At 42.3% G+C, this 25,615-nt stretch carries 30 protein-coding genes; 18 read left to right on the forward strand and 12 right to left on the reverse strand.

Translation table 11 applies throughout. The annotated features are described in order from the left end of the window. Positions 1-7 precede the first annotated feature (7 nt). Positions 8-301 (forward strand): DUF6122 family protein, encoded by a 294-nt coding sequence (locus tag ACOOE0_RS17715; protein ID WP_420400240.1) that lies wholly within the window; start codon positions 8-10, stop codon positions 299-301. Here ACOOE0_RS17715 and ACOOE0_RS17720 read toward each other — a convergent pair. The 7 genes from ACOOE0_RS17720 to ACOOE0_RS17750 form a co-directional block, all read right to left on the reverse strand. After that, complete coding sequence (locus ACOOE0_RS17720; protein WP_420400241.1) at positions 278-1,312, reverse strand: endonuclease/exonuclease/phosphatase family protein; 1,035 nt, start codon at positions 1,310-1,312, stop codon at positions 278-280. The two genes, ACOOE0_RS17715 and ACOOE0_RS17720, sit on opposite strands and share 24 nt — an antisense overlap. Positions 1,313-1,318: 6 nt before the next feature. Continuing rightward, complete coding sequence (locus ACOOE0_RS17725) at positions 1,319-2,194, reverse strand: rhomboid family intramembrane serine protease (protein ID WP_420400242.1); 876 nt, start codon at positions 2,192-2,194, stop codon at positions 1,319-1,321. Between the two features lie 3 nt (positions 2,195-2,197). Then, entirely contained in the window at positions 2,198-2,932 is a 735-nt protein-coding gene (locus ACOOE0_RS17730) for a rhomboid family intramembrane serine protease (protein WP_420400243.1), read from the reverse strand. Further along, positions 2,933-4,777, reverse strand: a complete 1,845-nt coding sequence (gene mutL, locus ACOOE0_RS17735) for a DNA mismatch repair endonuclease MutL (RefSeq protein WP_420400244.1) — start codon at positions 4,775-4,777, stop codon at positions 2,933-2,935. Then, positions 4,777-5,061, reverse strand: coding sequence for a riboflavin synthase subunit beta (locus ACOOE0_RS17740; RefSeq protein ID WP_420400245.1), 285 nt, complete (start codon positions 5,059-5,061; stop codon positions 4,777-4,779). Before ACOOE0_RS17740 ends, mutL begins: the two co-directional genes overlap by 1 nt. 494 nt (positions 5,062-5,555) lie before the next feature. Further along, the gene (ribH, locus tag ACOOE0_RS17745) at positions 5,556-6,038 is read right to left on the reverse strand and encodes a 6,7-dimethyl-8-ribityllumazine synthase (protein ID WP_420400246.1); all 483 of its coding nucleotides are present in this window, start codon (positions 6,036-6,038) and stop codon (positions 5,556-5,558) included. 4 nt (positions 6,039-6,042) lie between these two features. Next, the gene (locus ACOOE0_RS17750) at positions 6,043-6,801 is read right to left on the reverse strand and encodes a tetratricopeptide repeat protein (protein WP_420400247.1); all 759 of its coding nucleotides are present in this window, start codon (positions 6,799-6,801) and stop codon (positions 6,043-6,045) included. Positions 6,802-6,927: 126 nt separating this feature from the next. On the opposite strand from ACOOE0_RS17750, the gene recF reads away from it, so the two are divergent. Together recF and ACOOE0_RS17760 are read left to right on the forward strand one after the other, a co-directional pair. Next, a complete protein-coding gene (recF, locus tag ACOOE0_RS17755) occupies positions 6,928-8,007 on the forward strand; it encodes a DNA replication/repair protein RecF (protein ID WP_420400248.1) in 1,080 nt (359 codons plus the stop codon). Between the two features lies 1 nt (position 8,008). After that, on the forward strand, positions 8,009-8,431 hold the full coding sequence (locus tag ACOOE0_RS17760) for a hypothetical protein (protein WP_420400249.1): 423 nt from the start codon (positions 8,009-8,011) through the stop codon (positions 8,429-8,431). A 3-nt stretch (positions 8,432-8,434) separates the two neighbouring features. Here the strand turns inward: ACOOE0_RS17760 and ACOOE0_RS17765 are convergent, their stop codons facing one another. Beyond that, positions 8,435-8,482 (reverse strand): H-X9-DG-CTERM domain-containing protein, encoded by a 48-nt coding sequence (locus ACOOE0_RS17765; RefSeq protein WP_420402238.1) that lies wholly within the window; start codon positions 8,480-8,482, stop codon positions 8,435-8,437. Between ACOOE0_RS17765 and ACOOE0_RS17770 the strand changes: the two genes are divergently transcribed. After that, a complete protein-coding gene (locus ACOOE0_RS17770; RefSeq protein WP_420402239.1) occupies positions 8,473-8,727 on the forward strand; it encodes a DUF721 domain-containing protein in 255 nt (84 codons plus the stop codon). The genes ACOOE0_RS17765 and ACOOE0_RS17770 overlap by 10 nt on opposite strands. A 21-nt stretch (positions 8,728-8,748) precedes the next feature. After that, on the forward strand, positions 8,749-9,255 hold the full coding sequence (locus tag ACOOE0_RS17775) for a GNAT family N-acetyltransferase (RefSeq protein WP_420400250.1): 507 nt from the start codon (positions 8,749-8,751) through the stop codon (positions 9,253-9,255). A 47-nt stretch (positions 9,256-9,302) separates the two neighbouring features. On the opposite strand, the gene ACOOE0_RS17780 is transcribed toward ACOOE0_RS17775, so the two are convergent. Together ACOOE0_RS17780 and ACOOE0_RS17785 are read right to left on the reverse strand one after the other, a co-directional pair. Beyond that, the gene (locus tag ACOOE0_RS17780; protein ID WP_420402240.1) at positions 9,303-9,722 is read right to left on the reverse strand and encodes a nucleoside-diphosphate kinase; all 420 of its coding nucleotides are present in this window, start codon (positions 9,720-9,722) and stop codon (positions 9,303-9,305) included. A 49-nt stretch (positions 9,723-9,771) separates the two neighbouring features. Further along, positions 9,772-10,815, reverse strand: a complete 1,044-nt coding sequence (locus ACOOE0_RS17785; protein ID WP_420400251.1) for an alkaline phosphatase D family protein — start codon at positions 10,813-10,815, stop codon at positions 9,772-9,774. 75 nt (positions 10,816-10,890) lie between these two features. On the opposite strand from ACOOE0_RS17785, the gene ACOOE0_RS17790 reads away from it, so the two are divergent. From ACOOE0_RS17790 to ACOOE0_RS17805, 4 genes are all read left to right on the forward strand, one after another. Continuing rightward, positions 10,891-11,907, forward strand: a complete 1,017-nt coding sequence (locus tag ACOOE0_RS17790; protein ID WP_420400252.1) for a DHH family phosphoesterase — start codon at positions 10,891-10,893, stop codon at positions 11,905-11,907. Then, positions 11,904-12,461, forward strand: a complete 558-nt coding sequence (gene gldI, locus ACOOE0_RS17795) for a gliding motility-associated peptidyl-prolyl isomerase GldI (protein ID WP_420400253.1) — start codon at positions 11,904-11,906, stop codon at positions 12,459-12,461. Before ACOOE0_RS17790 ends, gldI begins: the two co-directional genes overlap by 4 nt. Positions 12,462-12,465: 4 nt before the next feature. Further along, the gene (locus tag ACOOE0_RS17800; protein ID WP_420400254.1) at positions 12,466-13,575 is read left to right on the forward strand and encodes a peptidylprolyl isomerase; all 1,110 of its coding nucleotides are present in this window, start codon (positions 12,466-12,468) and stop codon (positions 13,573-13,575) included. Positions 13,576-13,720: 145 nt separating this feature from the next. Further along, the gene (locus ACOOE0_RS17805; protein ID WP_420400255.1) at positions 13,721-14,788 is read left to right on the forward strand and encodes a DUF3810 domain-containing protein; all 1,068 of its coding nucleotides are present in this window, start codon (positions 13,721-13,723) and stop codon (positions 14,786-14,788) included. A gap of 7 nt (positions 14,789-14,795) precedes the next feature. Here the strand turns inward: ACOOE0_RS17805 and ACOOE0_RS17810 are convergent, their stop codons facing one another. Further along, positions 14,796-15,602 carry a DUF6503 family protein gene (locus tag ACOOE0_RS17810; RefSeq protein ID WP_420400256.1) on the reverse strand — a complete coding sequence of 269 codons (807 nt, stop codon included), beginning with the start codon at positions 15,600-15,602 and terminating at the stop codon, positions 14,796-14,798. Between the two features lie 59 nt (positions 15,603-15,661). Between ACOOE0_RS17810 and ACOOE0_RS17815 the strand changes: the two genes are divergently transcribed. The 8 genes from ACOOE0_RS17815 (at position 15,662) to ACOOE0_RS17850 (ending at position 24,337) form a co-directional block, all read left to right on the forward strand. Next, the gene (locus ACOOE0_RS17815; protein WP_420400257.1) at positions 15,662-16,480 is read left to right on the forward strand and encodes a TrmH family RNA methyltransferase; all 819 of its coding nucleotides are present in this window, start codon (positions 15,662-15,664) and stop codon (positions 16,478-16,480) included. 3 nt (positions 16,481-16,483) lie between these two features. After that, entirely contained in the window at positions 16,484-17,716 is a 1,233-nt protein-coding gene (locus ACOOE0_RS17820; RefSeq protein WP_420400258.1) for a M48 family metallopeptidase, read from the forward strand. Positions 17,717-17,760: 44 nt separating this feature from the next. Further along, positions 17,761-19,965, forward strand: a complete 2,205-nt coding sequence (locus tag ACOOE0_RS17825) for a RelA/SpoT family protein (RefSeq protein ID WP_420400259.1) — start codon at positions 17,761-17,763, stop codon at positions 19,963-19,965. Between the two features lie 41 nt (positions 19,966-20,006). Next, positions 20,007-20,462, forward strand: a complete 456-nt coding sequence (locus ACOOE0_RS17830) for a Fur family transcriptional regulator (RefSeq protein WP_420400260.1) — start codon at positions 20,007-20,009, stop codon at positions 20,460-20,462. Between the two features lie 12 nt (positions 20,463-20,474). Next, positions 20,475-21,743 (forward strand): adenylosuccinate synthase, encoded by a 1,269-nt coding sequence (locus ACOOE0_RS17835; RefSeq protein ID WP_420400261.1) that lies wholly within the window; start codon positions 20,475-20,477, stop codon positions 21,741-21,743. A 225-nt stretch (positions 21,744-21,968) separates the two neighbouring features. After that, on the forward strand, positions 21,969-22,289 hold the full coding sequence (locus tag ACOOE0_RS17840) for a helix-turn-helix domain-containing protein (RefSeq protein WP_420400262.1): 321 nt from the start codon (positions 21,969-21,971) through the stop codon (positions 22,287-22,289). Beyond that, positions 22,283-23,584, forward strand: coding sequence for a type II toxin-antitoxin system HipA family toxin (locus ACOOE0_RS17845; RefSeq protein WP_420400263.1), 1,302 nt, complete (start codon positions 22,283-22,285; stop codon positions 23,582-23,584). The genes ACOOE0_RS17840 and ACOOE0_RS17845 overlap by 7 nt, the downstream gene beginning before the upstream one ends. A 54-nt stretch (positions 23,585-23,638) precedes the next feature. Beyond that, the gene (locus ACOOE0_RS17850; protein WP_420400264.1) at positions 23,639-24,337 is read left to right on the forward strand and encodes a DUF4386 domain-containing protein; all 699 of its coding nucleotides are present in this window, start codon (positions 23,639-23,641) and stop codon (positions 24,335-24,337) included. Positions 24,338-24,597: 260 nt separating this feature from the next. Here ACOOE0_RS17850 and ACOOE0_RS17855 read toward each other — a convergent pair whose 3' ends face one another. Beyond that, positions 24,598-24,849, reverse strand: coding sequence for a hypothetical protein (locus ACOOE0_RS17855; protein WP_420400265.1), 252 nt, complete (start codon positions 24,847-24,849; stop codon positions 24,598-24,600). A 175-nt stretch (positions 24,850-25,024) separates the two neighbouring features. Here ACOOE0_RS17855 and ACOOE0_RS17860 point away from each other — a divergent pair, with 175 nt between their 5' ends. Then, on the forward strand, positions 25,025-25,585 hold the full coding sequence (locus tag ACOOE0_RS17860; RefSeq protein ID WP_420400266.1) for a hypothetical protein: 561 nt from the start codon (positions 25,025-25,027) through the stop codon (positions 25,583-25,585). The last annotated feature ends 30 nt before the right edge of the window (positions 25,586-25,615 follow it).

Here is a 25,615-nt window from a genome sequence, read left to right on the forward strand (position 1 = left end):
TTACGGCATGCATTTCGCGGTTCCCTTTCTCATAGGTTTCCTGTGTTTTAAAAAGGACAGATTAAAAATCTCGCTGATTCTTTTGGCAGGAATCGTCATAGATATAGACCATTTATGGGCCAACCCTATTTTTGATCCAAATCGATGCAGTATCAATTTTCACCTATTGCATTCGTATTGGGCCATTCTGGTGTATTGCATACTACCCTTCTTTAGACCTACACGGCTTATTGGCCTGGCCTTGATCATTCATATTATTGCCGACATGTTGGACTGCCTAATGATTTTCCTGGAGTCGTAAAGTGGCCACAACGGGATAATGATCGGATAGTTTTTCGTCAAAGTTTTTATGGGATAACACCTCAAAAGAGGAATCTGCAAGGATGTAATCAATACGCAAGGGAAAACCCAACAAATTATACGTTCTTCCAAAACCGCTCCCTCTTTCCAAAAAGGTATCGCTCATATCGCCTTTGATTGTTCGGTAGACATTGGAAAACTGCGTGTTGTTGAAATCCCCACAGACCAAAGACTTATAAGGGCTTTTCACTTTGTGTTCGTTGAAAAACTTAACTTGGTCCAATTGTTTGCCTACGGTACTAACCAATCTTTTGTAATTTCTTTCGGATTTCTCCTCGGAAAAAGCATCCGATGACGGAACAATACTGAACGATTGCAAATGCACGTTGTATACCCGAATCGTATCCTGATGACGCTCAATATCAGCATAAATAATATTGTTTGCCGTACCCGGTAAATCCAGGGATCCGCTTCCAACAATTGGGAACACAGAAAAAATGGCTTGAGTGGCTCTACCCTCAACCGAATATGGTGTCTCGGTTCTATAAGGATATCGGCCCAATTTCTTTCGCCATACGCGAGTGTGCTCCTGGATGCACAAAACATCCGGTTTTTCTTTATTGATCAATCCAATAATGCTATCTCCAATATTGGGTTTCTTTATCCATCCATTTTTATTCCAACGCCAGACATTGAATGTCATAACCCTAAGCTCTTCTCCAGAGTCCATTACCTCCCCACTTCCCAGTTTGTAAAAACTTCCAAACGTAAAGAATCCAACAATCAGGGCGACCAGGGAAACCCACATCTTTTTCTTACGCTTTAAGAGCCAGTAAACCAAAAACAGAACATTGATGAGGAAAATAACTGGAACCGCAATACTCAATATGGCAAAGGGGGTCCAAATTTTTGAAGAAGAAAGTGAAATCAAGCTGGCAAACAGCAGCATGAATGCCAAGAACATATTGAAAACGAAAAAGAGCTTTCCAAAGATTTTAGCGATTTTGCCCATAGCCTGTCAATCCTCTTTACCTGCTTTGAACAAAAAATCCTTTTCGGCCTTGGACAAACTCTCGTAGCCAGATTTACTTATTTTATCCAAGATGTCGTCTATCTTCTTTTGATGTGCTGCCTTGTCGTAGTCGACCTTGGTCTTGTTTTTGGAAGCCTTCTTTTTGTAGACTGTTTTCAGCGGAGCATTCTTTTCCCTTGGTTTAAAAAGCTGGGCTATCCCATTCCAGAGTTTGGTAAATCCAGAACCGATATCGTTCCCCTTTAAAAGTTGCGTGGCATACACATAGCCCAGTAAAATACCTCCAAAGTGTGCAAGCATCCCGCCAACATTGCTGCCCATGGACAGGGAGATAACATCTTTCAATACCACAAAAACGGCCAATTGCCAGAGTTTAATATTGAAAAATATGATTCGTACTTCACGAGAAGGAATGTATGCGCAAACAAAAATCAAAACGGCAGAGACCCCTGCGGAAGCCCCTATTAAAATGGCGTTGGTTGACAACAGCATAGGAAATACATTGTACCCCAGCATAAACAGCAAGCCCCCAAAGATGACCCCAAGAAAGTATACATTGAGGAACCTTTGGTTGTCAAAAAGGTTCAAAAAAATCCTTCCAAAGAAATAGAGTAACAACATATTCCAAAAAATATGCCCCAAGCTTCCGTGGAAAAAGGAATAAGTGACCAAGGTCCAAGGCTTGGTGATGAACTCGTTGATGTCTTCAGGGAGTTCGAACCAATTGAGTACAGCGTCCTTGGGAATGCCAAACAATACGGCCAACAAACCGGAAGCAATAAACACGAGCACATTGATTCCAATAAGCTTTTCTGCTATGTTAAGCCGAGCCATATAATATTTTATTCCTCCGCTAGCCATGTTTTAATCCCATCGGTTTTGGTTGAACTGATTCTTTTTCCAGTACCACATCATAATAAATCCAATCAATGCGCCCCCAATATGAGCAAAATGGGCCACCCCGGTATTCACGTTTCCAATTCCAAAAATTAAATCCCCCAATAACAACAATGGCACAAAATACTTGGCTTTAATGGGAACTGGAAGAAAAATGAGCATCAGTCGTGCCTCAGAATACATAAACGCGAAAGCCACCAAAATACCATAAATGGCTCCCGAAGCTCCTACCGCTGGAGTGTTATATGCACTTAAAAAGTTGTCAATAGTACTTTTGGAGGCTAGATTATACCAATCTGGGCTGTATTGTCCCCTACCCAATATTTCCAGAACCTGACTCTTGGTCATTCCTGCATCTACCAAAGCACTTAATCCCTCATTAAATAGATAGAAATTCACTGCTGAATGCAGCATCGCCGATCCCAATCCCGCGGAAAAATAGAAAAACAAAAACTTGTTCCTTCCCCAAACCTGTTCCAAGGGTGTTCCAAAAGCCCATAATGCGTACATATTAAAAACAATATGCATAAGACCTCCATGCATAAACATGTGGGAGATAATCTGCCACCATTCAAAGTTGCTGTTTTCGGGAAACCACAGCGACAGCAACTGGTACATTTGATCTCCGTACAATTGGGTGGCAAAAAACAAGATGACATTGATAATCAATATATGCTTAACTGCCTCGGTCAATCTACCCATTTAGTTCAATTTTTTATCTATATCCCCTTCGGAGATGATGGTATATATTTGTTTTTGTCTGGGACTCAAAGTGGGTTCCTTACATCCAAAAAGATTGTTCACCAAGGCCAACTGCGATTCATGGTCCAATACGTCTCCTGTCTTTACCGCCAAATTTCGGGAAAGTGCCTCGGCCAGCAATTCGGCCTGGGAAATGGAACCTTCCTGATACCCCTCTTTGTAATCCGCAATTAAGCGATCCAATACCGTGCCAATTCCACTTTCGGACACCATTATGGGTACTCCTGTCACTTTTACAGTTTCCTGATCCAAATCTTCAAAGGCAAATCCAACATTGTATAAACTTTCCCTTACCTCCGTCAATACTGCTAAATCTTGTTTGGAAAATGAAAGTTCCAAAGGAAATAGCAACTGCTGACTTACCCCTTCCTTTACGGTAATCTCGCCCAGAAATTTTTCAAAAAGGATACGTTCATGAGCCCGATTCTGATGAACCACCAACAAACCGGATTTAATGGTACTTACCACATATTTCCGCTGCAATTGGAAGGTTGTTCCCGCTTGGGCATCCATCTCATCTTCGGAATACATGACCCCTTGGACGACCGTATCTGTTTCAATTTCAACGCTGCTGAATCCACCCGTCTCCTCCATGTCCAACCCTTGGTACAAATTCTCCCAGCCCTTGGCGCTTTGCTTTTGGAAAGCAGGTTTGCCAGATGTAGTCTTTACAGTATCCTGAAAAGGATTGAAATCCGCATCCACGGTCACTTTGGGCAATACTACTCCCTTTTCTTTATAGGCGTAAGGCGTATCTAAATTGGGATCGTGCTCAAAATCCAGAACCGGGGCCACATTAAACTGACCCAAACTATGTTTTACCGTGGAGCGGAGCATGGCGTACAAGGCATGCTCATCATCAAATTTTACTTCTGTTTTGGTGGGATGTATGTTAATATCGATGGACTTGGGATCCACCTCCAAATAAATAAAATAGCCTGGAAAAGCATCGGGCTTGATCAGTCCCTCAAAAGCGGAGACCACCGCGTGATGCAAATATGGACTTTTGATAAATCGATTGTTGGCAAAGAAAAACTGCTCTCCCCTGCTCTTTTTGGCAAATTCAGGTTTACAGATAAAGCCTGAGATATTCACCACCTCGGTCTCCTCTTCCACTGGAACCAATCGCTCGGTCATCCTACTTCCAAAAACATGGGCTATCCGTTGTCTATGGTTGACTTTGGGAAGGTTAAAAATCTCGGAACCGTTGTTGTAAAAATGAAACTCGATATTGGGATGTACCAACGCCACTCTATGGAATTCATCCGTTATATGCCTTAGTTCCACTTGGTTCGATTTCAAGAAATTGCGTCGGGCCGGGATGTTGAAAAAAAGATTTTTGACCGAAATGGAAGTACCTTTTGGGGTAGCCACTACTTCTTGGGACACCACTTTGCTGCCTTCTATTTTAATGTGGGTTCCCACATCCATGGTATCAATTCGGGTCAACATATCCACATGGGCAATAGCAGCAATGGAAGCCAAAGCCTCACCCCTAAACCCTTTGGTCTGAAGGTTAAACAGATCTTGGGCCGAGGAAATCTTGGAGGTGGCATGGCGTTCAAAAGAAAGCCTAGCATCCGTTTCGCTCATACCCTTGCCATTGTCTACCACCTGCAAAAGCGACTTGCCCCCGTCCTTTACGATCAGCTTGATCAAGGTAGCTCCGGCATCAATGGCATTTTCCAACAATTCCTTGACCACTGAAGCTGGGCGTTGAACCACTTCCCCTGCTGCAATTTGATTGGCAACATGGTCTGGTAAAAGTTTAATGATGTCCTCCATTAGGGATTCAGGAATATGGATAAATCAAAGTCGATGATGTAGAGAAACAACAATATTAATACGGCTACAATAATTAGGAATCGGATTCTTAGGTTTCTATCCCCTTCCGTCTTCAAATCATCCATTGCGGAAGTCACCTTGTTTTTTATCCCTCTTTGTGTATGTGCTGTACTTCTGAATTTATCAAGTTTATGTTCAATTTTATAAGGACTGCGTTCTCCCTTGTAATAACGCGGCGAGTAGTCAAACGTCTTGTTTTTTCTAAGTTTTAGAAAATTTCGCATGGCATCCTTTTCGGTGTAACCTCAAAGGTACTTAAAATCGAAAAACATGGCTTGGAGCGTATGCCAAAAAATGTTAACAAGGGAAAAGTCGGAAAATAAGTTCAAAATCAAAGTTCAAGTTCAAACTCAAGAATCAAGTTCAAGGCCAACAGGATTATTGGATTGTTGGAGTTTTGGATTGTTGGAGTTTGGTGTTTGGTGTTTGGTGTTTGGTGTTTGGTGCTTATGCCAAAGTGGAAAGTGGAAAGCTAACAAACTTAAATTGGAATTTGTAGTTTGGAATTTAGAGCTTAGAACTAATGTCGTTCTCGACTGCGCTCGAACTGACAATTGGATTCTGAGTTTTGGTGTTTGGGGTTTGGAGCCGTGAGCGCAATGCGAAATTATTAATTCTAGATTTTGAATGGGAATACTTGTGATTTTACATTCAACATTTAAAACTCAAAATCAAATATTGGAAGAAATTGAACTTGAGTTTGAACTTGAAGTTTATACTATCTTCCCAGCACTGCCATCTGAATAGCTGCTATGGCCGCTTCCGTACCTTTGTTGCCGTGTTTGCCGCCACTTCGGTCCTGAGCCTGTTGTAGCGTATCGTCTGTTAACACGCAAAATATTACAGGAATATCGTATGCCACATTAAGGTCTTTGATTCCCTGTGCCGTGGCACTACAAACAAAATCGAAATGGCTGGTTTCTCCCCTAATGACACTTCCAATGGCAATTACAGCATCTACCTTTTCCGTAATGAGCATTTTTTTGCAGCCAAAAGTCAATTCAAAACTTCCTGGAACGCTCCAACGCAGAATGTTCTCTTGCTGCGCTCCACAGTCGATTAAGGCATCATAAGCCCCTTGAGAGAGCGCTTCGGTAATGGCTTCGTTCCATTCGGAAACAACAATCCCAAACCGAAGTGACTTCGCATTTGGGATTTTGGATTTATCGTAAACTGAAAGGTTTTTGTTTTCAGTGGCCATGCTGTTAGTTTTGGGCCAAGCCAATAAGTACGTCAATGCCGTTGGCTTCTTGCGAACCTTCAAACTCCTCCTTGATTCGTTCAAAGAAACCTATGGCCTTATCTTTTTGGCCAAGATTTAAGGCCAATACACCCGCTTTGTACAAAAATCTAGGTGTGGTATACTCATTGGTACTGTGTGAAATGGCTTTCTCATAGTAATCCAAGGCATCCTCCTTCTGGTTCAATTGGGAAAAAGCATCCCCAATACCTCCCTTGGCCATGGCACCCAGAACAGCATCATCAGAAGAAAAATCCTCCAATTGGGTTATGGCGTCATCATATTGTTGTAGGTTCAAATAAGTCATTCCTGCAGAATATTTGGCCAAGTTTGCGGCTTTGGTTCCCTTATACTCCTGAATGATATCCAAAAATCCATATTTCCCTTCTGCACCGTTCAAGGCCAATCCAAACAAAGAATCCTTGGCAGTTTCATTGGCCAAGGCTTGATCAAAATATTGCTGCGGATAAAAAAGCTCATTGGCAGCGGAGGCCTCTTTGGGTTTCTGGATAAACTCGTTGTAACCCAAGTACCCCAACACTCCTATGGCAATAGCTCCAATGGCCCCCAAGATGAAATTTTGGTTCTTCTGTACCCAAGCCTCAGTTTTGGAAGCACTTTGGTCCAAGGTGCTAAACACCTCTGCCGTTGTGCTGTTTTCGTCTATGGATACTTCTTCAGCCTTATTTTTGGGTTTAAAGCCTCGCTTCTTGTATGTTGCCATTCTTCATTAAATTAATCGCGCAAAAATAAAGTTTTTATCCAAAACCAAAAGGCAATTTATTCGTTATTTTTGGAATCTTTTATGGGTCCCATTAGCGCCCCAAACACATTATTGCACTAGCTTTTCATGTTTTTAAAGCATTTATCCTTAGTCAATTACAAGAATTTCGATTCCAAAATCATGGAGTTCGACCCCGTAATCAATTGTTTGGTAGGCGATAACGGGGTTGGAAAGACCAACATTCTGGACGCCATTTATCATCTTTCTTTTGGCAAGAGTTATTTTAACCCGGTATCCACCCAAAACATTAAACACGGCACTGATTTTTTTGTGATCGAAGGAGAATTTGAGAAAGATGAACGTCCAGAAAAAATCATCTGCAGCTTTAAACGGGGAATGAAAAAGGTCATCAAACGGAATGGGAAAGCCTATGAGAAATTTTCGGAACACATTGGATTTTTACCCTTGGTAATCATCTCTCCTTCGGACCGGGATTTGATCATAGAGGGTAGCGATACCCGACGAAAATTTATGGACGGGGTCATATCGCAATCGGATAAGCAATATCTGCAAGACCTGATCAAATACAACAAGGTTTTGGTGCAGCGTAATTCCTTGCTCAAGTATTTTATGGCCAACAACACCTTTGATCCCGACACCTTATCTATCTACAACGGTCAACTTCACGAGTTGGGAACCAACATCCATGAAAAAAGATTGGCCTTTATTACATCATTTCTACCCATTTTTAAGGAACAATACGCCCATATTTCAGAAAAGGACGAACAAATCGATTTGTCCTATGAAAGCCAATTGAGTGATAGAAGCCTCCTGGAATTGCTGGAAGGAGCAGTGGAGAAAGACCGGGTTTTGCAATACACCAGTGTGGGCATTCACAAAGATGACCTACAGTTCACCATTGCGGGGCATCCAATCAAGAAATTTGGGAGCCAAGGTCAGCAAAAGTCTTTTCTCATCGCCTTAAAACTGGCTCAATTCCATTTTATAAAGGAGCAGGCCGGAACCACACCCATTCTGCTTTTGGATGACATTTTTGACAAGCTGGATGAACATCGGGTCTCGCAAATAGTTTCCCTTGTAGACAATGAGAGTTTTGGGCAATTGTTTATTAGTGATACGCATGCCGAGCGAACTGAAAATGTAGTTAAAAACATTCGGCAGAGCTATAAAATTTTTACCTTGTAACATGAGGTGGCCAATCCTGTTTTTATTGGGTTTAATCTTTCTGGGATGCGCTGAATCAGCAATTACCAAGGAAGAACTTCGGCATTTGAATGGCTATTGGGAAATCAGCAGTGTGATGTTTCCAGATGGTGAACAGAAGGATTACGGTATCAATCCCACCATTGATTTCATTCAATTGGAGGGCACCCAAGGCTATCGAAAAAAAATGCAGCCCAAGTTTGATGGCAGTTACCAAACATCCAATCAAACGGAAGCTTTTGAAGTCATCCAAAGTCAGGAGTATTTTGTCTTTAGTTATGAACAAAATCTGGATGAAAGACGGGAAACCCTAATCCAATTGGATTCGCTCTCGTATACCGTCCGTGACGAGGAGGGCGTACAATATGCGTATAAGCGATTTCAACCCATATCCATTCCCAAATAATGGCTAAAAGACAAAACTCACATTTGCCCCTTCGGGATGCCTTGAGCGAATTTATCAAGGAAAACAAGCTTCAAAAAGGCATGGATAAAGTGGATGCCAGGGATGCCTGGGCAAAACTCATGGGCAATGGGGTGAACAACTACACCACAGCTGTAGAACTAAGAAACGAAACCCTTTATGTTTCCTTGTCCTCCTCCGTGTTGCGGGAGGAACTAAGCTTGGGAAAATCCAAGATCATTACAATGCTCAATGAGGAGCTGGGCAAAGAATTGGTCAAAAAATTGGTGCTGCGTTAAATAGCAATCATTCCTAACCCAATGAAAACAATTATAGAATCGGAAAGATTGCGAATTCAGGAAGCAGAACCAAAAGATTCCGAATTTATCCTGGAACTGCTCAACAGCCCCAACTGGTTGGAGTTTATTGGAGATAGAGGGGTGAAGACCGAAAAACAGGCCATAAACTATATAGAAACGAGTTTACGACACTCTTATAATCATTACGGGTTTGGGCTTTACGTCGTAATTTTGAAGGCATCCATGATTCCTATTGGCCTCTGCGGGTTCTTGCAACGGGATTATTTGGACCATCCGGATATTGGGTTTGCCACCTTGCCATCCTTTGAAGGATTTGGATACACTTATGAAGCTTGCGAAGCCTTGATGCAGCATGCCAAGCAAAATCTAAAGTTGAAGTCCATCCTGGGTATCACTACTCCATGCAATGTTAAATCCAGAAATCTACTCGTTAAAATTGGACTTATGGAAGTAGGTACGGTGATTCCCCCAGGAAAAAAGGAGGAACTTCTTCTTTTTTCCAACTAAAAAAGCCACCCAAAAGAGTGGCTTTCCATGTATATTCGTTATGCTATTTAGAATACTTCTCTTCCTGAAAAGTGAAAAGCACCTTCAATAGCTGCATTTTCATCACTATCTGAACCATGAACGGCATTTTCACCAATGCTGGTTGCATACAATTTACGGATGGTTCCCTCTGCAGCTTCTGCTGGGTTGGTTGCCCCGATCAAAGCACGAAAATCATCCACAGCATTATCCTTTTCCAAAATTGCGGCAACAATTGGCCCACGCGTCATAAATTCCACCAATTCCCCAAAGAAAGGTCGCTCTTTATGGATTGCGTAAAATTCTTGCGCATCTCTTTTGCTCAACTGGGTGTATTTCATGGCCACAATTTTGAAGCCAGCCCCAGTAATCTTTTCCAATATAGCACCAATATGCCCATTTTCAACGGCATCTGGCTTGATCATGGTAAACGTTCTATTTCCCATTATTTTCTAAAATTTTGCGCAAACTTACGCTTTTTCAACCAACGGGCAAGATTTAATACTGCTGTTTTATTTCTTGATGCACCAAACCATTTTCACCCATTATTTTAAGCTTGGCCTCCCGGGTCACTAGGTTTAACTCAATTAGCCCAAAACTGGGCACCGACGTTACCGAACCCACACGAAAGTGGTTGGGCTCTGATTCAAAATTGGAGTAGGAATGGGTAAGGCCACTACTCGTAAAGTCAATCAAAGGATAGGTCATGCCTTCCAATTGGGTTTTGGAAAACTCGGATATATGTCTATCACCAGACAAAATCATAACTCCTTTGGCCTTGGAATTGGATATGAGCTGGTTCATCCTTTCAATTTCCTTTGGAAAATTGCCCCAACCTTCAAATCCATGTTCCCTGGCTAAAAATTGAATGCTTGTCACAATTAAATTGAAATCCGCCCCTGTTGATTGCAATTCGTTTTGAAGCCATTTCCATTGGGCATCCCCCAAAATGGTAGCATCATCCTTTATATTGGGCATATACCTTCTTTCAGGATTTGGATCTTTCTCCAGCCTACTTCTAAAATAGCGGGTGTCCAAAACCATTACTTTTATTTTACCAGCGGGAATTTCATAGGTATGCGCTGCATAGATTCCCTTCCTAGCCCGTCTTTCACTTTCTGGAGCCACTCCCATAAAGTCTAAAAACTGTTCTTGACTTCCATCTTTCATGATGAACTCCTCCCCTCCATCATTCAGGCCATAATCATGATCGTCCCAGGTTCCAATTACAGGAATTTTGGATTTCAATACAGCATATCCCTCAACCTTATTTTGTTTGTCATACATCGATTTCAAAAGCTCCATATCATCCGTATCCGCATAAATATTATCTCCGCCCCAAATCCAAAGTTGGGGATCCAGATCCAAGATATCATCCCAAAAAGGGTTGTCCATATCTTGTTTGTTACAGGAACCAAAAGTAATTCTAAAAGTGGGACTGGAATTTTCACCAGGACTTTCTGACCTTGGTGTGGATTCCTGCTTTGATTTGCATGCGACGAGTGCAATTATGCACAATAAAAACGAAAGGAAGCGGGTCATACTATTAATTTGAACTGGGACAAAAATAAAGCATCAAAGCATACCTCTATATTATATTATTGTATCTTTGGGCGCATGAATTTAGAGGATATCACGACCGTTAAGTCGATTCTTTCCCAGCCCCAAAACATCGCAATTATACCCCATAAAAATCCTGATGGAGATGCCATTGGCTCCTGTTTGGCCCTTTGTTTTTTTCTGAAGGACCAGGGTCATAAGGCTACAGTGGTGGCACCCAACGATTTTCCTAAATTCTTAAAATGGATGCCCGGTTGTAACAGCATTTTAAATTATGAAAGGGAAAACAGTCAGGCTAAAAAGGTTCTTGAAGAAGCTACGGTAGTCTTTACTTTGGATTTTAACGATTTATCCCGTACTGGGCAGTTGGAAACTCCTTTAAAAGAAAAGAAGGCTGACTTTATTATGATCGATCATCATCAGCAGCCCAATGGTTACGCCAAGGTTACCTATTCAGATGTGAACATGAGTTCCACTTGTGAGATGGTGTATAACTTTATAGAATTTTTGGGAGCATTGGACAGCATTACGCCAGAAATTGCCACCAATCTGTATACTGGAATCATGACGGACACCGGTTCATTTAAATATCGTACCACCTCCAGTAGAACGCATCGGGTTGTGGCCGATCTTATGGACAAGGGGGCGTCCAATATGGAGATCCACCAGAAGGTTTTTGATGCCAATTCCCCATCCCGCTTACATTTGCTGGGTGTAGCTTTGGGTAATATGGTCATTCTCCCGGAATTGAAAACCGCCTATATCACCCTTAGTCAAGAGGAGTTAGATCAATACGATTTCAAAAAAGGGGATACCGAAGGTTTTGTAAACTACGGATTAACGCTTGAAGACATTAATTTTGCTGCCATCTTTATTGAAAACAAGGAAGAGGGTATCATCAAAATCTCATTTCGATCTATTGGGGATTTCTCAGTAAACCAATTTGCCCGAGAGCATTTTCACGGAGGCGGACATGACAACGCAGCTGGAGGGCGCAGTGAGCTCAGTATGGAGGAAACTATTGATAAATTCAACTTGATTCTAAAGACTTACCAAAAGGAATTAAACCCATGAAAGCGATTTGGTCGTCCGTTTTGATTTTGTTTTTAATGAGCTGCGGTGGTCCAGAGCCTCGAAGGCCCGTTAAAGTAAAATCAGGTAGTTTTTTTAAGGAATCCGTGGAGCGGAACAAAGCACTTTTGGCCCAAGAAGAAACCATCATCCAGAAAATTATTGAAAGGGATTCATTGCATGAGTATACGGCTAGTCCTAGTGGGTTTTGGTACTATTTTGATGCCAAAAATGACAGCTCGCGATATTTGCCCAAAACGAATGACCAGATTCTCTTTTCGTATAATCTGCGAAGTTTGGATAACGATACTATTTATACGGCCCAGGAAATTGGACCAACATCTTACGTAGTGGACAAAGAACAATTGTTCACTGGACTTCAAAATGCGGTGAAACTGCTTAAAATCAATGAAAAGGCGACTTTCATATTTCCATCCCTGCAGGCCTATGGATATCACGGGGATGGTGACAGAATTGGCCCTAGAACCCCCTTGAAGTCGACCATAGAATTACATACAATCATAATAAATCAAGATAGTCTAAATCTAAAACCATAATACCATGAAACGATCCCTAGTATTAATGACGCTATTTTCCATGGCCTTACTTGCCTGTAAATCCAGCAAGTATACCGATTTGGGAGATGGCATTTTTGCTGATATCCAAACCAACAAAGGAGATATCATTGTAAAATTGGAGCATGAGAAGACCCCTGTTACCGTGGCCAATTTTGTTTCCTTGGCAGAAGGAAATAGTCCCTTTGTATCCGATAGTCTAAAAAACAAAAAATTCTATGATGGCTTGATTTTCCATAGGGTCATGAAGGATTTTATGATTCAGGGCGGCGACCCGATGGGAACCGGTCGGGGTAATCCAGGATATAAGTTCAAGGATGAATTCAACGACTCCCTCAAGCATTCTAAAAAGGGAATTCTATCCATGGCCAACTCAGGCCCGAAGACCAATGGGAGTCAGTTTTTTATAACGCATAAAGAAACCCCGTGGCTGGATGGGAGACATACGGTATTTGGTGAGGTAGTAAGTGGAATTGAAGTAGTGGATACAATAGCCAATGTGGCCGTGGCTCCTCAAAGCAACAAACCCAATGATGAGGTGGTGATGAACAAGGTGGAAATTGTACGCAATGGCAAGGAAGCCAAAAACTTCGATGCCGTTCAAATCATGACGGATTATTTTGCCGAGGAGGAAGCTGCGGTAGCCGCTTTTGAAAAAATGAAGGCTGATTACGCCGCTGAATTTGAAAGTCAAAAAGCGCAAGCTGAGGAGTTGCCTTCGGGACTTAAAATACTTTCTTTGACCCAAGGGGATGGAGAGCAGCCTAAAGTTGGGCAAAAGGTCTTGGTGATGTATGCGGGATGGCTACCCAACGGACTGTTGTTTGATAGCAATTATGAAGAGATAGCCACCAAATTCAACAAGTTTGACCTACGAAGGAAGCAAGGTGGCGGTTATTTCCCAACTCCAATGGATTATAGCCCTGAAGCCAGGTTAATTCCAGGATTCAAAGAGGGGTTGCAAACTATGAAAGTGGGTGATAAAATACGCGTATTTATCCCACCACATCTAGGATATGGCGCCCAAGGCGGTGGCCCCATCCCACCTAATTCCGATTTGATTTTTGACTTGGAGATTACCGGAATTCAGGAATAACAGCTTAAATTGTATTGAACCAAGCCGAACCTATGTTCGGCTTTTTTTGTTTTTTGCACAAAGCTTTGTTAAGACTCCAACCCGCAATATAAATTCTAAAAATTTAGAAGTAGTTTAGAGGCCTTGTTTCCCGTATCCGTACTCTATGCGACCCAAAGTCAAAACTTTAATTGCCCTTGCCCTACCTCTTCAAATTATTTTGGTCAAATGGGTTGGAAGTTATCCCAATTGGGTTGAGCGCTATTATAGCGAGGGCATTTATCCACCTATTTCCAGGTTTCTACGGATGCTATTTGGTTGGATTCCCTTCTCTTTTGGTGACCTCCTGTATCTAACCCTCATTGTTCTGGCCATAAAATATCTCTACCGCAACTGGAAGAACATAAGGCAGAAGCCCCTGCTTTTCTTAAAGGATATTGTAGTGGTTCTATCTATAGTATATTTTGCATTTCATCTGCTCTGGGGAATGAACTACTACAGACAACCCATTACCTGGAAACTGGGCATTGAAAGGGAATATACCCAAGTACAATTGGTGGACTTTACCCAGTATTTGATTGACCGATCCAACCATTTTCAAGAGCAAATTACTGGAGACAGCATTACTGCCGTAAAAGTTCCCTATGACCGAAAGGAAGTGTTTGATATGACCCAAAAAGGTTATGACCAACTGAAAAACAAATACCCCTATCTTGAATACAAAAGCAAAAGCATCAAATCCTCCATATTCAGTATTCCGCTAAGCTATATGGGCTACGGAGGATACCTCAATCCTTTTTCAAATGAGGCGCAGGTGAATGGGATTACTCCCATCTATCGAATGCCAACGGTAAGTGGACATGAGATAGGTCATCAATTGGGATATTCAGCCGAGGATGCCACCAATTTCATTGGGTTCTTGGTTTCGGCTAAAAACGAAGACCCCTATTTTAAGTATACCGCATATTCCCATGCTTTGGGCTATTGCCTCTCCGATTTGGCCCGAAAAGATGAGGACACTTTCAAGCAATTGATAGCAGGATTAAATCCTGGAGTCAAAAAAAATTATAAAGAAGTCCGTGAGTTTTGGGAGCGTTATGAAAATCCACTGGAACCTGTCTTCAAATCCATCTTCAACACCTTCCTCAAAGTCAATAATCAAGAGGAGGGAATTGAGAGCTACAATTCCGTGGTAGGCCTACTGATCAGCTATCACAATAAGTACGGGTTTTAAAGCCTTCCTAGCTATACTTCTTGGGTTCCACAATAACGGCCTGCTCTGGTTTCGCATAAAAGTCAACGGGTTTTGCTTCTTTGACCAAGCTCACGTTTTCAAAATTAACCGTACTTCGGGCATCCAAAATTTTTGGTCCTTCATAGTTGTACCATGTAATGGATTTAGGGAGTACAAGTCCATCAATGGTCTGCCAATCATCATATCGAATCCACTTGACGTTTTCTGATATTTCCCCTGTTCTATAGGTAACTGTATACCCCAGCCAGGCCATTTGACCAGTTTCAGGGTCAATATGGATAAAATATTCATCCTTGGGCGAGGTTCCCACACCTGAATTATAGGCAATACGAATTCCAGGGTAACTTTTTTGTTCATATACCAAATCATCCGTTTCATGATAAACTATACCATCATCCGCCAAAACAAAGGGCATGGCATAGAAGTAAAACATAAGGTTATGGTAAAACACGGCATCACCCTCGTAGCTTTTATCAGGATCTAAGAGCCAAACTTGGCTGCCATCAGAACCCATGGATAAGTTCGGGGTATCCACACGATCTTTGCGCGACCATAAATCTACTGTATGCGTTTCACTTGATTCGCTTTTGGGCATTTCAAAGGTCAACGTACGTTGGGCTTTCCATGCATTTAAGCCACCATGGGCAGTAAAAACGGCCTCGAGTATTTTAGGGTATTTTGAAGCGGTAACTTCGGTTTCTGTTTGCACATTTTCAGCGCTTTTTTCCTCTTTGGAGGTTGGTTTACACGAAGCAACAATTAGAATCATTGCCAAGAGAACTATTCTTTTCATCTTCTATTTTTGGTCAATTTCATGCTTGGTCGGAAGCTATCCGATGAGATTACAAGAATATGTATTTTTGTGGGGTGAAGGAAATCAAATCCATCAGTAGTACCCAAAATCCTTTGATAAAGAAGGTACTGCTCCTAAAGGAAAAATCCCGGGAACGAAAGAAAACAGGCCTTTTTATATTGGAGGGAGTTCGCGAAATTGAGCTGGCCCAAAAAGGTGATTATACAATAAAAACGCTACTGTACAACCCCGAGATTGCTTCCGATTTTTCTAGCCATCCGATATCCAGAAATCCAACAATCGAATACGTCCAGCTTTCCAAATCAGTTTACGAAAAACTGGCCCACAGGGGCACAACCGAGGGCGTTTTAGCAGTTGTTGAGAGCAAGGAGCATCTACTGGAAAATCTGCAGTTTAAAAATCCAAATCCGTTGGTTTTGGTTGCTGAAGCTCCTGAAAAACCAGGGAACATTGGCGCCTTGTTGCGTACTGCGGATGCAGCGAATATCGATGCCGTATTGATAGCCAATCCCCGCTCCGACCTTTATAACCCCAACATTATCCGATCTAGTGTTGGATGCGTATTTACCACCCAAATTGGCATGGGGAACTCCACAGAAATTCTGGAGTTTTTAAAGGAGAAGAACATTTCTATTTTCTGTGCAGCCCTTACGGCCTCCAAAAATTATGTGGAATGCGATTTTCAAGGTGGTTCTGCCATTGTGGTTGGAACCGAGGCTACCGGTTTGTCCGATACATGGCTCCAGCATTCGGATCAAAACATTATAATTCCAATGCAAGGCGAAATTGACTCCATGAACGTTTCCGTGTCCGCGGCAATACTTATATTTGAAGCCAAGCGGCAACGCGGATACTAGCCTATGGAAAAAACTACACTGTTTTATGTCATCATCGTTATTTTGGTGGTGCAATACCTTATCCATCAACTTTTGGAATACTTGAATGCCAAGAGATTTGAATCTGAAGTTCCAAAAGAACTCCAAGATGTTTTTGATGGGGAGGAGTACCAAAAATCCCAGCAATATAAACGAACTAATTATAGATTTGGCAGTTTGTCAGATGGGTTTTCCTTATTGGTGACCTTGGCTTTTTTGTTGTTGAACGGATTTGAGTGGTTGGATCAGTTTACCCGTTCCATATCGGACAATCCCATTGTAATGGCCTTGGTGTTCTTTGGTCTGATTGTAGTGGGGAGCAGCATTCTTAGTGCCCCGTTTTCCTATTATCAAACTTTTGTGATAGAGGAACAGTATGGTTTCAACAAGACCACCAAGAAACTCTTTTTCTTGGACAAACTTAAAGCTGGAGTGCTCACAGCTGTTTTTGGGGGTGGTATCCTATCACTGTTTATCTTGTTTTATCAATGGACAGGCCCCAATTTTTGGCTGTACACATGGATTATGGCTGCTGTGGTCATTCTGTTCATGAACTTGTTCTATAGCAAACTAATTGTGCCTTTGTTCAACAAACAGACTCCACTTACAGAGGGAAGCTTGAAAGAAGCTATAGAACGCTATGCCAAACATGTGGGTTTTGAACTTCAAAACATTTTTGTGATCGATGGTTCCAAGCGGTCAACCAAGGCGAATGCCTATTTTAGTGGATTTGGGCGGGAAAAGCGGATTACTTTGTTTGACACCTTGATCAATGATTTGAGTGAGGAAGAAATTGTAGCCATTTTGGCCCATGAGGTCGGTCATTACAAACGCAAGCACATTATTTTCAATTTGGTGGTTTCATTACTGCTGACCGGTTTGACCTTGTTCATTTTGTCGCTTTTCATCAATAATCCGCAAATTTCATTGGCCATTGGGGTATCCACCCCAAGTTTTCACGCTGGCTTGATCGGCTTTGTGCTGCTCTATAGCCCCATCTCCGAAATTACTGGATTGGCCATGAATTATCTATCCAGAAAGTTTGAGTTTCAGGCAGATAACTATGCCAAAATGACATTTTCGGCCACACCGCTGGTCACCTCCTTAAAAAAGCTTTCCAAAAACAATTTAAGCAACCTCACGCCCCATCCAGCGTACGTGTTTGTGCATTATTCCCACCCTCCTCTAATTGAACGGATTAGAAACTTAAAGGCATAATTTTTGTTGGTTAGCTATTAAGATTGTGCTAACTTTAATTTAATATGACGGAGGCTGCTATAGAAAAAGAGAACAAGGAGATCGCGAAGCAGTACAAGGAATTGCTTCGTATCAGTTATCAAACCTTGACCGCTGCGGACAAGAAATTGATACGCTCCGCTTTTGACGTTGCCGTGGATGCCCACAAAGATCAACGTAGGAAGTCGGGGGAGGCCTATATTTTCCATCCTATAGCCGTTGCCAAAATAGTAGCTTCCAAAATTGGACTGGATGCAGTTTCCATTGCTTCTGCCCTTTTACATGATGTGGTAGAAGATACGCCCTACACCCTGGACGACATTGAACGTATGTTCGGGGAAACCGTGGCCCGCATCGTGGATGGACTGACCAAGATAGCCCACCTTAAGAAGGACAAGGACATCAGTCAGCAAGCAGAAAACTTTAGAAAAATGCTGCTGACCCTGCATGACGATGTACGGGTGATCATCATCAAAATTGCAGACCGGTACCACAATATGCTCACCATGGATTCCATGCCCGAGCACAAGCAGGTAAAAATTGCCTCGGAGACCCTGTACATTTATGCCCCCCTGGCACACAGGATTGGGCTTTATAACATAAAAACCCATCTGGAAGATCTCAGTTTAAAATATACCGAACCTGAGGTCTACAACGATATACAAGCCAAGATTGAGGATACGGAGGAAGAGCAGCAGGCCTATATTGATGATTTTGCCAACGTGATCAGAAACTCCCTGGATAAGGAAGGCTTGAACTATGACGTAAAGGGGCGAATGAAGTCCATCTTTTCCATTAGGAGAAAGATGAAGGCCCAAAACGTTTCTTTTGATGAGGTCTATGACAAGTTTGCCATTCGGATCATCTATAAATCCGACCGAAAAAATGAAAAGTTCCTGGCTTGGAAAATCTATTCCATTGTTACGGACCACTTCACACCCAATCCCATTCGTTTGCGCGATTGGATCACTTCTCCAAAATCAACGGGGTACGAAGCCTTGCACATTACCGTAATGGGGCCCAAAGGAAAATGGGTAGAAGTCCAAATCCGAAGTGAACGCATGCACGAGATTGCCGAAAAAGGGTATGCGGCCCACTTTAAATACAAGCACGGGGAGCAAAAAGAACAAGGTATTGAGGATTGGCTCAACCGATTACAGGAAGCCCTTGAAGGCTCCAATGGAAATGCCGTGGATTTTGTGGAGGAATTCAAGCTTAATCTGTATTCCAAGGAGATTTTTGTATTTACCCCAAAAGGGGATCTAAAATCCATGCCCAAAGGTTCCACCCCTTTGGATTTTGCCTTCCACATCCATACAGAGATTGGGATGAAGACCCGAGGTGCTCGGGTTAATGGGAAATTGGTTCCGTTGGGATCTACGCTTCAAAGTGGGGACCAAGTGGAGATCATCACTTCTGAAAGCGCGAAACCCAACCAAAGTTGGTTGGATTATGCCCAAACGGCCCGTGCGCGATCCAAGATCAAATCGTCCCTAAGTGAGGAAAAGAAAAGCATTGCGGCAGACGGGAAAGAAGTGCTTCGCCGAAAGCTAAAATCCCAAAAAATCAATTTGAACGAGGACACCGTGAACAAATTGGTGACCTACTTTAAGCTGAAAACCAGCCTAGATCTCTTTTATCGCGTAGGAATTGGGGTCATAGACAATGAGCGCATCAAGGACTTTGCATCTTCGTATCACAATGCCTTCCTGAATTTCTTCAAAAACAAAATCCGAAGGAACCCTACTCCCAAGGATGTGAACAAGGATGAGATTACCACCAAGTACGATATGCTCGTATTTGGCAAGGAAGAGGAAAAATTGCCTTACAAACTGTCACAATGCTGTAATCCCATTCCAGGAGATGACGTTTTTGGATTTTTAAGCGTAAACGACGGCATAAAAGTGCATACCAAGAGCTGTCCCAATGCCATTTCGCTTCAATCCAATTATGCGTACCGGATCATGTCGGCCAAATGGATAGACTCCTCGCAAGAAGAGTTTACGGCTGACATCCGAATCACAGGGATTGACAATCTGGGATTGGTAAACGAGATTACCAACATCATCTCGGATAACCTGCACGTGAATATGCGCAACCTGAATTTTAGTGCTGACGGGGGAACTTTTACGGGCCAGATTACCTTGGTTGTGAAAAACAACAACATCCTTAAAAAACTGGTCAACCACCTGAAACAGGTAGAGGGGATAGACAAAGTATCCAGAATTTAATTTTTAGCTGTACCTTTGTCCTTTAGCATTGGTGAGACGCTATGGGCAACGATAAAAACCAGGAAATTGTAAAAAATGTGTTCACTTCCTTTTTGGAGGAAAAAGGGCATCGAAAAACTCCGGAACGTTACGCTATTCTTCAGGAAATCTACGATAGTGACGACCATTTTGATGTGGAATCCCTCTATATTAAAATGAAGACCAAAAACTATCGAGTAAGTCGAGCTACCCTTTACAACACCATTGAGTTGCTATTGGACTGTAAATTGGTACGCAAGCATCAGTTTGGGAAAAACCAGGCCCAATACGAAAAATCCTATTTTGATCGCCAGCACGACCATGTTATTTTAACGGATACGGGCGAAGTTGTTGAATTTTGCGACCCGCGTATCCAATCCATCAAAAAAACCATTGAGGAGGTTTTTGATATCAAGATCAACAACCATTCTCTATATTTCTACGGAACCAGAAACAAAGAAGAAAACCTAACTGACTAACCCACCTATTTCATGGTAGATTTATTGCTTGGACTCCAATGGGGAGACGAGGGAAAAGGAAAGATTGTTGATGTTCTTACCAAGGATTATGATATTATAGCTCGTTTTCAAGGCGGTCCAAATGCAGGACATACCTTGGAGTTTGATGGCATAAAACATGTATTGCACACCATTCCATCCGGAATTTTCCATAAAAATGCCGTGAATGTTGTTGGGAACGGGGTGGTCATAGATCCAGTGATCTTTAAAAAGGAGCTGGACAATCTTGAAAAGTTCAATATTGATATTGTCTCCAAGCTTCTGATTTCCAGAAAGGCCCATTTGATTTTACCTACCCACCGTTTGTTGGATGCCGCTTCCGAAACTGCCAAGGGGAAAGCCAAAATTGGATCTACCCTTAAGGGTATTGGTCCTACTTATATGGACAAGACCGGGCGTAACGGAATGCGGGTTGGAGATTTGGAATTTGATACCTGGAAAACAAAATATCGTACGCTTGCCGACAAGCATGAGGCCATGATCGGGTTCTACAATGTGGATATCCAATACGATTTGGCTGAGTTGGAAGCTGAGTTTTTTGAAGCTGTGGAAATGCTTAAAAAGCTCACTTTTATTGACAGCGAAGAGTTTATCTTCAAAGCACAGGCCGAAGGCAAGAAAATTTTGGCCGAAGGCGCCCAAGGTTCCCTTTTGGACATTGACTTTGGGACCTACCCCTTTGTGACCTCCAGTAATACCACAGCTGCCGGGGCTTGTACCGGATTGGGGGTGGCTCCCAATAAAATTGGTCGTGTTTTGGGTATTTTCAAGGCATACACCACCCGTGTGGGCAGTGGCCCCTTCCCTACTGAACTTTTTGACAAGGACGGAGAGACCATGGGCCGTGTGGGCAACGAATTTGGTGCTACCACAGGAAGACCCAGACGTTGTGGTTGGTTGGATTTAGTAGCGTTAAAATACGCGGTCCAAATCAACGGGGTTACCGAGTTGATGATGATGAAAGCGGATGTTTTGAGTGGTTTTAAAACGCTAAAGGTCTGTACAGCGTATAAATATAAAGGCGAAGAAATCCAGCACCTTCCCTATAATATTGAAAGCGAAAACGTAACACCCGTTTATTCCGAAATGAAAGGTTGGGCCAAGGATTTGACCCAGTTGACCCAAGCGGAAGACCTTCCTCCTGCTCTAAACGCATATATCGACTTTTTGGAAAAAGAATTGAACGTTCCGATCAAAATTGTTTCCGTAGGGCCAGACCGGGTACAGACCATTCACAGGTAAACAACTTCTTCTTTGCCACTTTGATTTTATTTCATCATAGGATTTCACACTTACTTTATGTTGGTAAAAACCATCATTAAATCGATTTTTTATCTATATTGATGGTATTCACTAACATATTAATTTGAAAAATTATGTATAATTTTGTATCTTTGTTGGGAAAAACAAACATTAAATAGTTTTTTTCACATAAAGATGGAAAATACCAACATAAATTGGACTCATATGACAGACGCTGCCATAGTGGAACAACTAGGGCTATATATCAGGCGTTTACGATTACAGCAAGATACCTCGCAGGCCCAATTGGCAGATAAGGCAGGGCTCAATCGATGGACCATCAGTAAAATAGAGAATGGCGAGCCCGTTACCTTAATGAGCCTTATCCAAATTCTTAGGGCCTTAAACAGTCTTTATGTTCTGAATACCTTTCAAGTTTCCGAAGAAATAAGCCCTCTGGCGTATGCCAAGCTCAAAAAACAGCAAAGACAAAGGGCCAGTGGTAAATCCAGTCCCAAACCCAACAAAGAAGATTTAGGATGGTAGATGTGGCCGAGGTAAAAATATGGAACGAGCTGGTAGGTGCCATCCGCTGGGACGAATCCCAACGGTTGGGGTACTTCCAGTACGATCCCAACTTTCTTCATAAAGGCTGGGACCTATCCCCCATTAAAATGCCCTTGGACCAAGGATCTCGAATACATAGTTTTCCAGAATTGCGGAAAGGCCGAGGTGAAACCGAAGATGCCTTTAAGGGATTGCCAGGTCTATTATCCGACGCCCTACCAGACAAATACGGGAACAAGTTGATCAACATCTGGCTAACCCAGCAAGGCCGACCCGAAAACAGCATGAACCCTGTGGAAAAGCTATGCTTTATAGGCACAAGGGGTATGGGGGCGCTGGAGTTTGACCCTGCCAGAATAAAAACTGGCACCTACACCTACGCTCTGGAACTGGACAGCCTAGTGGAGGTGGCCCAAAAAATGCTGAACGAACGCGAAACCTTTTTGACCCAACTGAACAAGGATGACGAAAAGGCCATGATGGATATCCTTAAAATAGGAACCTCAGCCGGGGGTGCCCGTCCCAAGGCGGTAATTGCCTATAATCCCAAGACCAAGGAAGTACGCTCCGGGCAGGGCAATGTGCCCAAAGGGTTTGAACATTGGCTGCTTAAACTGGACGGCGTTAGTGGAGACCAGTTTGGAGAAAGCTCGGGTTGGGGGCGTGTGGAATACGCCTATTATCTTATGGCCCAAGATTGCGGAATTGCAATGAGCGAATGCCAACTGCTGGAAGAAAACGGAAGGGCGCATTTTATGACCCAGCGTTTTGATCGTGAAGGCAACACTCGTCACCATATCCAATCGCTTTGCGGGCTACAGCATTACGATTTTAACGATATGTACGGTTACAGCTATGAACAGCTGTTCCAAACCATGCGCATATTGCGATTGACCTACCCTGAAGCGGAGCAAATGTTCCGAAGAATGGCTTTTAACGTTTTGGCCACCAACTATGACGATCACACCAAGAACTTTTCCTTTATCCTAAAAAAGGACGGGGAATGGCGGCTGGCCCCTGCCTACGACCTTTGTTTTTCATTTGATCCCACCAACCACTGGGTAAACAAACAGACCTTGAGCGTAAACGGAAAGCGCTTGGACATTACCCAAGAAGATCTCTTGACCATTGCCAAGGACAACAATCTAAAAAAGGGCAAAAGCATTCTTGAGGAGATCAATGCGGTGGTAAAATCTTGGAAAACCTTTGCAAAACAGGCACAGGTACGGAAGGATTTAACCGAAAGAATACACAACAGCCTGAACACCTTTTAAAGTAACTTTGTAACAAAACGCGAGGTGATCGGTCTTAGATAAAAACTGGACATTATGACTACCTCAACTACCACCAAAAAGACTTTAACTTTGGGCAACGCAGCCCTCATTGCGGGCCTTGGGCTACTGCTCATGACCCTTACCGTGCCCTTTGCGGAATTCTATATTTTTCCCAAGCTTATTGCGGATGATGCAGCGACCACAGCTGAAAACATCAGTAGAGAAAAGCTGTTGTTTACCACCAGTATTTTTCTGCATTTGATCACTTTGCTCTGCGATATTGTGGTGGCCTGGGCACTCTATCTTTTTTTAAAACCCGTACAACGCTACTTTTCCCTGCTTGTGGCCTGGTTTAGGTTGATCTACACGGCCATGTACTTGATAGCTCTCACCAATTTGGTGAAAATATTGACCCTTGTACAGCAGTACGCTTCAGGTACGGGAACGGAAGTGGCCCAATCCATGCAATTTTATTTGGATGCGTTTAGATTGGAATGGTCCTTTGGGCTGGTCATTTTTGGGGTGTATTTGGTACTATTGGGCATACTGGTCTTTAAGGCCACTTATGTACCAAAAATTTTCGCAATTCTATTGTTGATTGCAGGCTTGGGGTATATAATCCACACCCTGGGAGCCTTTGTTAGCCCGGAAATCAATTTGGACATCCTGTTCTTTACCTTTTTTGGGGAACTGGTGTTTATGTTCTGGCTGTTGATCAAGGGGCGAACGCTTAAAGAGCCTGTTCCCGCTTAAAACATGCTCATTCATTTTGGCGCAGCACGGTGCTAATGCGTCTTAAGGTAACGGCCAATTTTTATGGGTAAGTTTTAAAGTCAAATGTCGAAAGTAGGAAGTAGGAAGTGGGATTTGGGATTTGAAATCGAACAATCCAAAAAAAACAACTTTAAAGCACCAAATTCCAACAACCATGGTTGAAATTCAAGTTCAAATCTCAAGCTCAAGCTCAAGCTCAATTTTCCACTTTCCATTTTCCACTTTCCATTTTCAATTTTTCATTTGCTTTTTTTCCTTTCCCGTAACCTAAGGATTGTTACAATGCCCCTTAGCGCCGAGACCACACTTTGCACCTCGCGCGGGGTAAATACTTCTTCCTCTATATAAAAGAGCATTTCCAGGTTACGGTCCAGCACCTTGGCAAACTCCTGTGGAGAGCCATAGCCTTCTTTAATAAAATGGGAGAGCTGTTTCTTTTGGGTTTGGTTAATGGTTTGTATTTCATGCATCCAAAGAAAAACGAATTCCATGGGTTGTTTCATGCCATATATGGCAAGTTGAAAAAAGTAGGTTTTATCCTGCCAATGGGAAGGTTATGCGTATAAAAAAGGGTAAATTGTAGCCATAAACAAGTTGTAGTGCATTTGACCAAAAATGAGAAACCGACTTAAATTACTTCCATATTTTCTAGTCCTAATCTTATTTATGTTAGGATATATCTTTACCAATCCATTTCGAACAAAAAAGCTGACCAAACAAGAGAAACAATCAATTCCTTACAATGGAAATGAGGTTTTAGTTTTCAAATCAAATAAATCTGAAATAGATACCATCCGAATTACGGAAATAACTGTGCGTGAGCATCCGCCGAATCTTGGCGATATGTTTTGGGCAAAAAGCAAAGAAATTTTGAGAGTACAATCGGACAAGGATTGTGAAAATTGTGATGAAATAATTACTGTTGCGAAACAAAACTATACATCCGAAATTAGAGTAAGTTTTGACCTTATTCTAAATGAGAAAAGATATTATCACGGAACCGATTTAAAGACTCTAATGAAATTGAAGCCCAAAAAGCTGAAAATAAGTGGAATGGAGTTAAATGATGTCGTCCGAATTGACCGAAAATCGAAAAAATCACATTCTGGACATATCGACCGAATTTATTGGAGCAAATCAAAAGGAATTGTCCGAATTGAAATAAACTCGGATTATCATTGGGAATTAATAAATGGATTTAAAAACGCCACACAACAATGGCTATAAGTAATTGCTCAGTAATTACTTTGAGTCAAG

This window comes from Flagellimonas sp., from assembly GCF_965215805.1.
In the GTDB taxonomy this organism is placed as follows: Bacteria; Bacteroidota; Bacteroidia; order Flavobacteriales; family Flavobacteriaceae; genus Flagellimonas.

Excerpts from the sequence above, each read along its gene's own strand:
- ACOOE0_RS17825 (WP_420400259.1), top strand. The coding sequence starts at position 17,761 with ATGACGGAGGCTGCTATAGAAAAAGAGAACAAGGAGATCGCGAAGCAG.
- ACOOE0_RS17845 (WP_420400263.1), top strand. The coding sequence starts at position 22,283 with ATGGTAGATGTGGCCGAGGTAAAAATATGGAACGAGCTGGTAGGTGCC.
- ACOOE0_RS17740 (WP_420400245.1), bottom strand. The coding sequence starts at position 5,061 with ATGCGAAATTTTCTAAAACTTAGAAAAAACAAGACGTTTGACTACTCG.
- ACOOE0_RS17820 (WP_420400258.1), top strand. The coding sequence starts at position 16,484 with ATGGAAAAAACTACACTGTTTTATGTCATCATCGTTATTTTGGTGGTG.
- recF (WP_420400248.1), top strand. The coding sequence starts at position 6,928 with ATGTTTTTAAAGCATTTATCCTTAGTCAATTACAAGAATTTCGATTCC.
- ACOOE0_RS17730 (WP_420400243.1), bottom strand. The coding sequence starts at position 2,932 with ATGGGTAGATTGACCGAGGCAGTTAAGCATATATTGATTATCAATGTC.
- ACOOE0_RS17785 (WP_420400251.1), bottom strand. The coding sequence starts at position 10,815 with ATGACCCGCTTCCTTTCGTTTTTATTGTGCATAATTGCACTCGTCGCA.
- ribH (WP_420400246.1), bottom strand. The coding sequence starts at position 6,038 with ATGGCCACTGAAAACAAAAACCTTTCAGTTTACGATAAATCCAAAATC.
- ACOOE0_RS17830 (WP_420400260.1), top strand. The coding sequence starts at position 20,007 with ATGGGCAACGATAAAAACCAGGAAATTGTAAAAAATGTGTTCACTTCC.
- ACOOE0_RS17860 (WP_420400266.1), top strand. The coding sequence starts at position 25,025 with ATGTTAGGATATATCTTTACCAATCCATTTCGAACAAAAAAGCTGACC.
- ACOOE0_RS17835 (WP_420400261.1), top strand. The coding sequence starts at position 20,475 with ATGGTAGATTTATTGCTTGGACTCCAATGGGGAGACGAGGGAAAAGGA.
- ACOOE0_RS17810 (WP_420400256.1), bottom strand. The coding sequence starts at position 15,602 with ATGAAAAGAATAGTTCTCTTGGCAATGATTCTAATTGTTGCTTCGTGT.
- mutL (WP_420400244.1), bottom strand. The coding sequence starts at position 4,777 with ATGGAGGACATCATTAAACTTTTACCAGACCATGTTGCCAATCAAATT.
- ACOOE0_RS17750 (WP_420400247.1), bottom strand. The coding sequence starts at position 6,801 with ATGGCAACATACAAGAAGCGAGGCTTTAAACCCAAAAATAAGGCTGAA.
- ACOOE0_RS17725 (WP_420400242.1), bottom strand. The coding sequence starts at position 2,194 with ATGGCTAGCGGAGGAATAAAATATTATATGGCTCGGCTTAACATAGCA.
- ACOOE0_RS17760 (WP_420400249.1), top strand. The coding sequence starts at position 8,009 with ATGAGGTGGCCAATCCTGTTTTTATTGGGTTTAATCTTTCTGGGATGC.
- ACOOE0_RS17850 (WP_420400264.1), top strand. The coding sequence starts at position 23,639 with ATGACTACCTCAACTACCACCAAAAAGACTTTAACTTTGGGCAACGCA.
- ACOOE0_RS17715 (WP_420400240.1), top strand. The coding sequence starts at position 8 with ATGCATTTCGCGGTTCCCTTTCTCATAGGTTTCCTGTGTTTTAAAAAG.
- ACOOE0_RS17815 (WP_420400257.1), top strand. The coding sequence starts at position 15,662 with ATGTATTTTTGTGGGGTGAAGGAAATCAAATCCATCAGTAGTACCCAA.
- ACOOE0_RS17855 (WP_420400265.1), bottom strand. The coding sequence starts at position 24,849 with ATGGAATTCGTTTTTCTTTGGATGCATGAAATACAAACCATTAACCAA.
- ACOOE0_RS17720 (WP_420400241.1), bottom strand. The coding sequence starts at position 1,312 with ATGGGCAAAATCGCTAAAATCTTTGGAAAGCTCTTTTTCGTTTTCAAT.
- ACOOE0_RS17805 (WP_420400255.1), top strand. The coding sequence starts at position 13,721 with ATGCGACCCAAAGTCAAAACTTTAATTGCCCTTGCCCTACCTCTTCAA.
- ACOOE0_RS17790 (WP_420400252.1), top strand. The coding sequence starts at position 10,891 with ATGAATTTAGAGGATATCACGACCGTTAAGTCGATTCTTTCCCAGCCC.
- ACOOE0_RS17775 (WP_420400250.1), top strand. The coding sequence starts at position 8,749 with ATGAAAACAATTATAGAATCGGAAAGATTGCGAATTCAGGAAGCAGAA.
- ACOOE0_RS17840 (WP_420400262.1), top strand. The coding sequence starts at position 21,969 with ATGACAGACGCTGCCATAGTGGAACAACTAGGGCTATATATCAGGCGT.
- ACOOE0_RS17800 (WP_420400254.1), top strand. The coding sequence starts at position 12,466 with ATGAAACGATCCCTAGTATTAATGACGCTATTTTCCATGGCCTTACTT.
- gldI (WP_420400253.1), top strand. The coding sequence starts at position 11,904 with ATGAAAGCGATTTGGTCGTCCGTTTTGATTTTGTTTTTAATGAGCTGC.